Consider the following 10664-nt stretch of genomic DNA (forward strand, 5'->3'; position numbering starts at 1 on the left):
GTAACATCAGCTTTAAATAATTATTTTTTATTTTATATAACAGGAAAAAAATACAAGAAAATGGGACTATTTGGTTTAGGAAAAAAGAAAGAAAAAAAAGAAAAGCTGCACTGTTGTATTTACATAATAAATGCCTATACTCCACCTGCTCTTATCAAAGTAAAATGGGTCAACCTTCCATTTGGCACTAAGATTATCTTCCATAAGGTTTTCCAGGGAAGCGATTATATCATCATTTCTCTGTTCCTGAACTGATTTCTGGCGCACAGGACTGTTTTCAGTATACTGTTTGCTTTTTTCAGCTTCTTCTTTTTCGTAAAAATTTTCCTTTATGAATTTAAGCTGATGAAGATAGAGTTCATAAAGACCTTCTTTTTCAAGCATGTCTGCAAACTTCTGTCTTGCCTCCTGATCCAGAGGATTTATACTTAAAGCCTTCTGGTATTCATAGCGTTCACTCATACCATCAAAGTTTCTTGCATAATCTGCAGCTTTTTCAAGATGATATTTTTCCCACTGCTCCCTCTTTGGATCTTCCAGATCCAGTTCTGTTGCAATAAGATTTTCCAGGGCAAAACGCATGATTTCATCCTGAGGATTTAAAGTCAGACCTGTATTATAAGCTGTAATAGCTTCATCAATTCTGTTAAGTTTAGAAAGGGCCTTAGCCTTAAGATACCAGGCTGCACTAAGATTTCTGTTGCGGCCGATTCTAAAATCACATAAATCCACTACTTCCTTAAAGCGTCCCTGGGTATAAAGAATTCCTGATAAAAGTTCATAAGCCTTATCAAAATTACCATCTATCTGAACAGCACTTCTGGCCCTGCGTTCTGCTTCTTCAAAGTCACCTCTTTTACAGGCAAGATAGGAAGCAAGATAATGAACTCCTGTTTCTCCTGAATGGTATTCCAGGGCAAGATTAATATAACGTTCAGCTGCATCACTCTTTCCCATTTCTGCACTTACAAGAGCAAGGGACAAAAGAGCCTTTCTGTTTCTGCCATCCCTTTTAAGGGCATCAAGATATCTCTTTTCTGCAGTAGTTAAACTTCCTTCAAAGAGATCAAGTTCAGCAAGACCAAATCTTGCATCTACACTGTTTGGATAATCTTTTAGAATGGAAGAAAATATTTTTCTTGCTTCATCTACATTACCACCTGCTACATAAATCTGGCCTTTAAGGTTAAGCATTTCTGAATAATTCTTTGCATATTTTAAGGCTTCATTTATATATTCCAGGGCAAGATCATATTCACCAAGATAATATGTACAGAGAGAAAGATTGTACCAGGCCTGACCATACTGAGGATTATAAGTTATGGCTTCACGATAATTTTCTATTGCTGAAAAGTAGTCATCTTCTTCCTGACATTCCTGTCCCTTTTTAAAAAGAGAAAGTGCATCATTAGAAAAAGCAGAAAGTGCTGCAAATAAAAAAACAGCTGAAAGAATCCTTACTTTAATACCTGCTCTAAAAAACATAATCCCCTCCCCAAACTTTTTTATGAATCGTGACAGATTATCTTTATTACATTAACTTTATGTCCTTCCATTTCCTGAACGATAAAGTCATAATTCTTCCAGTTTACTTTTTCAAACTTAACAGGAATCTTACCAAAGAGATCAAAAACAAATCCACCAAGAGTATCAAAATCTTCTGTAGGGAAATTGGATTTAATTTCTTCATTAAGATCATCCAGTGAAGTTCTGGCATCACAAATCCATATGTTATCACTAAGGGCTACAATATCTGCCCTTTCATTATCAAATTCATCCTGAATATCACCAACAATTTCTTCAATAATATCTTCCATGCAGACAATGCCGCTCATTCCGCCGTATTCATCAATTGCAATGGCAATATGAACATGACGCCTTTTAAATTCCCTTAAGAGAACATCAATACGTTTACTTTCCGGAACAAAATAAGCCTTGCGGATTGTGTTTTCAAGATTAAGGGGTGCATGCTCACTGAACTTAACAATCAAATCCTTAACATAAAGAATACCGATTACATTATCAATTGAACCGGAATAAACCGGAAACCTTGAATGACCGCTTTTAACAATTTTAGCAATTACTTCTTCATCAGGACTGCCCAGGGCAATAAAATCAACATCAATACGGGGAATCATAACTTCCTTTACTGTTGTTTCACTTAAATCTTCTACACCCTGAATCATGTCACTTTTTTCTTCTGCAAGAATTTCTTCCTGAAGTGACTCTACAGTATCAAGCTTTTCTTTTTTTTCTTTCTTTTTTCCTAAACCAAATAGTCCCATTTTCTTGTATTTTTTTCCTGTTATATAAAATAAAAAATAATTATTTAAAGCTGATGTTACATTTACATTAAATGTTCATCTTCTACTTCTTTCATTATCTTTTTTTGAAGAATAAGCATTTCACAGTCAGGTTCCTTTCCCTTTTCTACATGCTCTTCCCCATGATCATAGCCATTAAGATGAAGAATACCATGAACTATAAGTCTTTTAAGTTCTTCATCTTCATCTACTTCAAAGTATTCTGCATTTTTTGGCAGTGTATCAAGACTGATTACAATGTCCCCTGCAGAAAACCATTCATTTCCCTCTTCATCAGTGTAGCTTTCTCCATTTTCAAAACTTAACACATCTGTTGGAGAATCTATTTTTCTGTATTCAGCATTAAGATTCTGAATAAAAGGATCTGAACAAAAAAGGAATGAAACTTCTTCCCTGTCATATCCGCAGGCAGACAAAACCTTATCTGCAAAAGCTTCTATTTTATTAAGCCAGGCTGGCTCCGGATAATTTTCTTCAACATCAACAAGTATTCTATTTGGCATTTGTCTTTCCTTTTGTTCTGCGGCTTTTTGTTTCTTCACTTTTAGCCGTACTTTTTGCAGAAGTTCTTCCTTCTGTTTTTACAGGGCTTTTGCTCTCTGACTTTGTTTCTGTTTTAGCTGCACTTTTAACTTCTGATTTATTTTCTGTTTTTACGGAAGTTTTTTCTTCTGACTTTACTTCTGCTTCTTTTGCAGCTCCAATACTTTCCTGAACCTTCTGTTCCTTTTCTGCATTTTCCTTCTGCTCAGGATATTCAATTCTTGAGTGATAGTAACCTGTAAGAATCTGTACAAAGGAATCATGAATAATATTTATATCCTTAAAAGTAAGTCCACAGTTATCAAGCTGACCGTGTTCGATTTTTCCGTTTATAAGAGTAGTAATAAATTTATCCAGGGCAGGCACGGATTTTTTTTCAAGAGTTCTGCAGGCAGCCTCTACAGTATCTGCCAGCATTACAACAGCACTTTCCCTTGTAGACGGAGGATTTCCTGTATAAGAATAATCATCAGGATTTACATCAGGATCAATTTTTTTAGCTTCATTATAAAAATACGAAAGAACCTGATTTCCATGGTGTTCACTTATAATATCAATAACCGGACCAGGCAGTCTTAAAGCATAGGCTTTTTCTACACCACGCTTAACATGACTTCTGATAACAGTTACAGAAAGTGACGGATTAATTGAATTATGAACGTTATCAATACCAGTCTGATTTTCTACAAAGTATTCTGGATTTTCAATTTTTCCAATATCGTGATAATAAGCACCAACTCTGGCAAGAAGGGAATTTGCACCAATCTCACGGCAGGCTGATTCAGCAAGGGAAGCAACCATCATGGAATGATTATATGTTCCGCCGGCAGTAACCAGCATTTTTTTCATTGTAGCATTATTAAGGTCACTAAGTTCCATAAGACGGAATGGAGAAGCAGTGTTAAGGATTACTTCAAGAGGTGTAAGCATACCAAGACAAAGAATTCCGGAGAGGAAACCATTAAGGGCCACACCAAACATGGAAATCCATTTTTCAGAAAGTGATGAATTAAAAATAATTTTTATAACAAGAAGGAAAACCACATTCAGCACAGCCTGAACAATTGCAGCTGCAACCATATCAGTACGGCGTTCAATTTTGTGAACTATGCGGCTGGCAGTAAGGGTTGTTGCCAGAGTAAAAATAAAAGGTTCAATTTCATAAGCACAGGCATTAAGAACAGAAAAAGAAACTATTATAGAAAAAAATACTGCATTCAGCTGACCAAAAAGAATGGCAACAATAAAAACACAGAATACCGCAGGAATCCACATACAGGTTGTATAAGGAGAAGAAAACTCCACACTTTTATTTGCTATTACCGCTGAACAGAATATGGCAACATAAAAAATACACTCAGTAAAAAGTTCTTTAAATTCCAGGCCCCCCGGAAAGAAAACCCTGCTGGCAAAAAAGAAAACAAGTACTACAAGAACCACATGATACAAAGCTGAATTGGCAAAAGCCCTGTAATCTACATAAGAAGCAGTTTCTGCCATCTTCTTAAGTTTTTTATACTGAATCTCATCAATAGGAATCTGTTTTTTTGCAATCACTTCCCCCTTTTCTACAACAGTAGAATCTGCAGCAGTTGCAGGAAGGGTTTTGGTTGCAACAATAGTTTTATCCGGAACCCAATTAACTTCAATTTCATTAATATTGTAAGAACTGAAAGTGTTTGCTGAAGCAGTTTTTATAAAGGCAAAAACTAAAGCAGCCATTAAAGTAACTGTAATGAGGATAATCTTTTTATAATTTACCGAAAGATATTTCATTGCTGAAGAAAAAGTCTTCTTCAGGTTATCGGCCGGTTCATCCATTCTGTCTTTCTTCATTTTCATATGCACTGATAATTTTCCTGACAAGTTCGTTTCTTACCACATCTTCTGCAGTAAGTTTTTTTATGGCAATTCCAGGAAGACCATCCAGTACCTTTAGGGCATGAACAAGTCCTGATGGAATTTTTTTAGGAAGATCTATCTGAGTAATATCTCCTGTAATAAACATTTTGGAATTTTCCCCAAGACGGGTTAAAAACATTTTCATCTGTTCAGGGGTAGTATTCTGGGCTTCATCAAGAATGACGGCACAGTCATTAAGTGTTCTTCCCCTCATATAAGCCAGGGGAGCAATTTCTATTGCTGAACTTTCACAAAGTCTTTTTACGCTTTCCCTTGGAAGAATTGTATTCATTGCATCAAAGAGAGGCCTGATATAAGGATTAATTTTATCTTCAAGAGCACCAGGAAGATAGCCCAGACTCTCACCTGCTTCTACAACAGGACGGGTAAGTATGATTGTATTAACCTGATGACTTAAAAGAAGGCGAAGGGCTTCTGCTACAGCAAGAAATGTTTTTCCGGAGCCTGCAGGGCCTACAGCAAAAACAAGGTCACAACTTCTCATAAGCTGAATAAAATCAGACTGACCTCTTGTTTTAGGATAAACCCTTCTTAAGCCGCCGCTTACTGTTATTGAATTTCTTACAAAAAGTTCGTGCTCCCTCTCATCACTTCTTTTTACAGAAAGGGGAACATTATTTAAAACAGATTCTATAAGTTCACAATCAGAAAGTTCAGAAGAACCATCTGCAATTTCATCTAAAATGCGGTTTATTATAAAGTTAAACTTCTGCTCATTTTCAGGATTTCCTCCATCAATGGAAAGTTCATTTCCACAGGCAAACAAAGGCTCTCCAAGATAAGATTCAATGAGCTTTAAATTACTGTCATTAGTTCCGCATACCCTTTGAAGAACTCTGGCATCCGGAACTATTATGGTATATGCAGACAAAATTAAAATCCGTTATTTTGCAAATCCATCGTCTACAAAAACATCTTCTATAATTCCGTCTGAATCATCAGCAGCTTCTACACTGTCAGAAGGAACTTCAGGAACTTCAGCAGCTTTTACTTCTACAGCATCTGCTGCCTTTACAGAACGAACAAGACGGAAACCAAGATCTACACCCCTGAGTTCAGGAACAGAACTTGCACGATTGGAATTGCGGCAGAAAACAGCATCACTTTTTACTGAACCACCACGACGGATTTTTTTACCAGTAATGCTTGCATCACTTTCTCCAAGAGGATTATCGTTTGCAGCATAGCGGTAATTTCCATACCAGTCATAACACCATTCCCAGACATTTCCTGACATATCAAAAAGACCAAGGGAATTAACTCTCTTAAGGGCAACTTCTTTTGTAGAAGATGCGGCATTTACATTATTCCATGCACAAACAGTTATTACTGAACTGCCTGAATAAGGATCCTCAGAAGGATTGTTTCCTCCCCTTGCTGCATATTCCCACTCAGCTTCTGTTGGAAGACGGTAACCATCTGCAGTAACATCCATTGCAATAGCAGCCCAGATTGCTTTTACAGCCTCATCTGAATCCATACGAGGAACGTCACCCCATTCTTCAGTCTTTTTAGAACCACCAAGACTATATACAGGTTCAAGACCTGCCATTACACTAAGTTTATTACAGAAAATTACTGCGTCATACCAGCTTACTTCTTCTACAGGAAGCAGGTCATCACCCTTATTTGCAGAATAGTTACAGCCCATTACAGCTTCATACCAGTCCTGTGTTACTTCTGTAGAACTCATATAAAATGAATTAAGCTTTACCTCATGAACCGGAGATTCATTTTTTTCGTTTTCAGCATCACCCATTTTAAATGTACCGCCTTCAACGGCAACCATTCTTTCAGCAACGCTTTTTACAACATCAAAATTTGGATCCACTGCAAAAGCAAGTGCTCCTGTTAAAAAAATACCAGCAGTAAAAAATTTCTTTATGTTCAAAATTCTCCTCCGAATCGACCATATTTTATAATTCTTACTATAATTATAACATTTATACTGAATTTTGTATAGAAATCTTGCATTGCTTAAGAAAATACAGGATTTCTGCCTTAACCCTCTTTAAAAACTGAACATCCCCGCTGTATTCAAAGCCGTCAGGAAAATGCAGGTAAAGATAATCTTTCTTTTCAAGAAGCATTTTAAGTTGAACATCCAGACTTAAATCTTTTTTTCTATATAAAGACTCTTCTCCCCTGCTTAAAAGATCACAGGCTTCTTCCAGCTCTTCCTTTTCTTTACGAAGAAAATCAGAAACAAAAGGACAGCTGCCCTGCAAGGCTTTTTCATTAATTACACCCTCATTAGTCCGGGATTTTTTTATGGATTCTTCAATTAATATTTTATCTGCAGGAGGAAGCCCCAGATCCAGACCAGATTTTCCTGCATCATAAAGATTCTTTATTCCCCTGAATTCATTTTTAAACTGACTGGCATAAAGGGAAAGAACTTTAGTAGTACATACATTTTTGCCACTTTTATCAGGAGCAAAAAAACTTGCAGTAGAAAAAACAGCTTCATAGTTTTCTACAGTCTTTTTTCTGTCAGAAGAAGCAAGACGTGCTATATGGGCAGGTGCATTTTTTGAATGAGTAAGTCCCGGTGAATAAGAAAAATCCAGTCCCAGGGTAAAAACCTTTACATCCTCATTAAAGCGGAGTTTCAATGCAATATAAACTGCAGCAAGTCCCACAGAACCTAAAGGAGGAATAAAGGAGGCTGCAATTTTATTCTCTACAAGGGAATCAAGAAATGGACCTGGTGAATACTGGCTTAAAAAAAAGACCCGATTTTTAAACCTTGAACACACTTCATTTCTTGAACACAAATCAGCAAAAAGAACCGATTTATCCAGACCCTCTACTCCAACATAAAAGGAATCAATAAGGCTCTGGCACTCAAGGGAAACAAGAGCATCGCAAACAATCCCCCTCTCCCTTAAAGGAATCAGGGCAGCATCTACTGCTATAACATAAAAGGAACCTTTTTTTACCTGATCCCAGTATTCAAAAGAATCAAGGCTTTCTCCTGCCCCTATTACAAGAATATCTTTTTTAACACTGGCCCTTACATCGTCAAGAAGAGGGCTGCTTTTTCTAAGGGAAAGATTTCTGAATACATTTCTTGAATACATACGACCCATTTTTACAAGGGTAACCCGGTTTTTCCAGAAGCCCCCTATAATATCCGTAAGGCCGGACATAAGTCGTGAATATTTTTCCCTGCAATACGAAAGACCTGCAGAAAATTCTATGGAAAGAGCCCTTCTGACATGTCCTTTATGACAAAGATTCCTTACGTAGTCATCAAGAATATTTAAATCATTCCAGGTAAATAAAGGAATATCCCTGTGTTTTTTGTAAAGTTCAGATGAAGAACTAACAGCTGCAAGTTCAGGATCAGCTTCAAAAGCAATAAGATATGTATCAGGGGGAATTTTATCCAGCAGCTCTTCTATTCCATAAAAAAGTCCCGGGGAGGAAATAACAAGAAGACTGCCTTCAAGAATATTAAGGTTATCTATAAGAGTCTTTACATTACGGTAAGGATCATATTTTGAATAGAGAAAGCGCTTTTTATATTCAACGTTTAAAAAACGAAAGCCCTGCCCGGACTCAACCAGACGGGGCTTTTCTAAATCAAAATCTGTCAAATACTAATCCTGATTTCTGTTAGGGAAAGCCTTTGCATAACCTTTAGCAAAAGCTTCATCATCAACATAACTTGAAACAGCTGAAGTAGCTGTATAATAATCAGTATTAGATACTTTTGCATCAAGACCAACGGTATTTGCTTCATCGTTCTGAATGCCTGTACAGATAGCTACAACAACGTTATTTCCTGTAACAAAAGGAGTACTTACTTCTTTTACTTTAAGGCTGAATACCTTTTCGAGAAGATCCTTATCCCTTCCGATTGAAGAAAGTGGTGCAGTTGAAGCTGTAGAATTAATAAGTGAGCTTGAGCGGTAATTGATTGCAAATGCAGGAATTTCTGTTTTTTCAATAGAGAATTTCTTACAAGCTGCATCAAATCCGTGTACAGAAGCTTCAGATACAAATTCATCAGCCTTAGCAAGATAATGCTTTTCAATAAGGCTTGATTCGTTATTTTTAATGTAATCCTTTACAACTTTAGCTGTTTCTTCTGATTTTAAGTCTGCCTTAACTGGAGCAGCAGTACACTTAAAGAAAGTATAGCCCAGCTTTGTTACAAGAACATCAGAAATACCGTCAACAGCAAGAGCCTTTACACTTTCTGCATCAGCACTTTCTTCAAACATAGCATTGATCTGATATTCATAAGAAGAATTAAGGCTGCCGTCATCACCTGTATAATATTTCTGTGATTTTTCTGTTACGGCAGTATCAAATTCCATATCACCATTCTTTACAGACTGAAGAACTTCTTCTGCGTCCTTCTTTTTATCCATTGTAACTGCAAGAAGGCTGTATTTTGTAAAGTCATCAGCCTTATCTTTAAGGTAAGAAACTGCAACTTCATCAGGACATACAGATGTGTCAAATGCAGCTGTTTCAAATGAATGCTTTTCCTGTGCAAGGGAAGCAATAAAATCAATTTCTTTAGCAGAAGACTTTACACCATAAAGATTACCTTCTGATGCAAAAAGATCGTCAGAATATCTTGTAAATGTAAGCTGCTTTTCAAAGTTTTCACGAAGGGACTTGATTTCTCCTTCTGACTGCTGTTCATAAGCTGCCTTAAGGAATTTTCCTTCTGGAGAAAAATATTTAACAAGGGCTTTATCAACAGCTTCTTCCGGAACTTCATATCCGCTGTCAGCTACTGCATCAGAATAAATCCTGCTGCGGATTGCTTCAAAATAAGCATTGCTAAGAATCCTTCTATGAATACGGTTATCATTAGTATCCCAACCGTAATCTTTTTCGTACTGTTTTGAAAGGTTTGCAGCAGCATTGAAAAGCTCTGAACCAGGCTCATAAACAATTTCTTTACCGTTTATTTTTCCAAATGAAACTTTGTTTGAATTAAAGAAGGCATCAAATACAGCACTTCCACCAAACGGAATAAAAACTACAGCTGAAATAATAAGAATTACTACAGCACCCATATTAATCTTTCTTTTTTCTTCAGACATCGATGTACCCTTTTTTATAAATAAGATTATAACTTGAAGATATTAACATTGTAAAAATCATCTGTCAAGGAAAGTATTTTTAGGGTGAATTTGTTTTTACAGGCACATCTTACACAGCTTCTGTATATGAATATTCATAATATCAATACAAGGCAGAGGGGAATTATCAGAGTTAAGGGCAAGTGGCAGTTCCGTACAACCAAGTACAATTGCCTGAATCTGACTTGAAGCCTTCATCCGGGCAATATTTTCAATAAGAATCTTCTGAGATTCCGGCTTTACAAGGCCATGCTCCAGCTCATTATAAATGATTTTATTTACACAGGGCAGCTCTTCTTCTGAAGGAATAAAAACTTCAATACCAGTCTTACTGAATTCCTTCTTAAAAAAATCTTCCTTCATGGTAAAGATTGTTCCCAGCAGTCCTACCCGGCTATAACCCATTTCCTGTGCATATTCCCGGGCTGTATCAACAATACTTACAAATGGAACTTTGCTGCTTTTGGAAAGCCTGTCCTTAAGCTGCTTATAAACAATGTGCATGGTATTTGCAGTGAGGGCTATAATCTCGCAGCCACAATTTAAAAGATTCTGGATTTTTCCCCATAGATAGGATTCAAGTTCCTGGTAGTCCTTATTGGCAACCAGCTCAAGAGCTTTATACAAATCCACGCTTTCTATGGCAATTTCAGGAAAATGCTTTTTACCGCAAGCTTCATTTACAATTCGATTGATTTCCCTGTAATAAACAAGAGTCGATTCCGGCCCGGTACCGCCAATAAGCCCAAGTTTTTTCACAACTTTT

9 protein-coding genes are annotated in these 10664 nt (G+C 36.7%); all 9 read right to left on the minus strand.

What is annotated here, in order from left to right; translation table 11 throughout:
• Window positions 1-75: 75 nt before the first annotated feature.
• The gene (locus tag K6D58_RS06295) at window positions 76-1485 is read right to left on the minus strand and encodes a tetratricopeptide repeat protein (protein ID WP_296828728.1); all 1410 of its coding nucleotides are present in this window, start codon (window positions 1483-1485) and stop codon (window positions 76-78) included.
• A gap of 20 nt (window positions 1486-1505) precedes the next feature.
• Entirely contained in the window at window positions 1506-2285 is a 780-nt protein-coding gene (locus K6D58_RS06300) for a hemolysin family protein (protein ID WP_296828730.1), read from the minus strand.
• Between the two features lie 62 nt (window positions 2286-2347).
• Window positions 2348-2827 carry an rRNA maturation RNase YbeY gene (ybeY, locus tag K6D58_RS06305; RefSeq protein WP_296828732.1) on the minus strand — a complete coding sequence of 160 codons (480 nt, stop codon included), beginning with the start codon at window positions 2825-2827 and terminating at the stop codon, window positions 2348-2350.
• A complete protein-coding gene (locus K6D58_RS06310) occupies window positions 2817-4709 on the minus strand; it encodes an HD family phosphohydrolase (protein ID WP_296828734.1) in 1893 nt (630 codons plus the stop codon). Before K6D58_RS06310 ends, ybeY begins: the two co-directional genes overlap by 11 nt.
• Complete coding sequence (locus K6D58_RS06315; protein ID WP_367182342.1) at window positions 4681-5661, minus strand: PhoH family protein; 981 nt, start codon at window positions 5659-5661, stop codon at window positions 4681-4683. Before K6D58_RS06315 ends, K6D58_RS06310 begins: the two co-directional genes overlap by 29 nt.
• A gap of 12 nt (window positions 5662-5673) precedes the next feature.
• On the minus strand, window positions 5674-6681 hold the full coding sequence (locus tag K6D58_RS06320) for a formylglycine-generating enzyme family protein (RefSeq protein ID WP_296828735.1): 1008 nt from the start codon (window positions 6679-6681) through the stop codon (window positions 5674-5676).
• 52 nt (window positions 6682-6733) lie between these two features.
• The gene (locus K6D58_RS06325) at window positions 6734-8392 is read right to left on the minus strand and encodes a 6-hydroxymethylpterin diphosphokinase MptE-like protein (RefSeq protein WP_296828737.1); all 1659 of its coding nucleotides are present in this window, start codon (window positions 8390-8392) and stop codon (window positions 6734-6736) included.
• Between the two features lie 3 nt (window positions 8393-8395).
• The gene (locus tag K6D58_RS06330) at window positions 8396-9859 is read right to left on the minus strand and encodes a SurA N-terminal domain-containing protein (protein WP_296828739.1); all 1464 of its coding nucleotides are present in this window, start codon (window positions 9857-9859) and stop codon (window positions 8396-8398) included.
• A 96-nt stretch (window positions 9860-9955) separates the two neighbouring features.
• A partial coding sequence (locus tag K6D58_RS06335) for an aspartate/glutamate racemase family protein (RefSeq protein ID WP_296828741.1) occupies window positions 9956-10664 on the minus strand: 709 nt, incomplete at its 5' end.

The sequence above is a fragment of the Treponema sp. genome, assembly GCF_024696245.1.
Taxonomy (GTDB): Bacteria; Spirochaetota; Spirochaetia; order Treponematales; family Treponemataceae; genus Treponema_D.

What these genes read in the sequence shown, in the direction of transcription:
- K6D58_RS06295 (WP_296828728.1), bottom strand. Translation starts at nt 1,485, where the DNA reads ATGTTTTTTAGAGCAGGTATTAAAGTAAGGATTCTTTCAGCTGTTTTT.
- K6D58_RS06300 (WP_296828730.1), bottom strand. Translation starts at nt 2,285, where the DNA reads ATGGGACTATTTGGTTTAGGAAAAAAGAAAGAAAAAAAAGAAAAGCTT.
- ybeY (WP_296828732.1), bottom strand. Translation starts at nt 2,827, where the DNA reads ATGCCAAATAGAATACTTGTTGATGTTGAAGAAAATTATCCGGAGCCA.
- K6D58_RS06310 (WP_296828734.1), bottom strand. Translation starts at nt 4,709, where the DNA reads ATGAAAATGAAGAAAGACAGAATGGATGAACCGGCCGATAACCTGAAG.
- K6D58_RS06330 (WP_296828739.1), bottom strand. Translation starts at nt 9,859, where the DNA reads ATGTCTGAAGAAAAAAGAAAGATTAATATGGGTGCTGTAGTAATTCTT.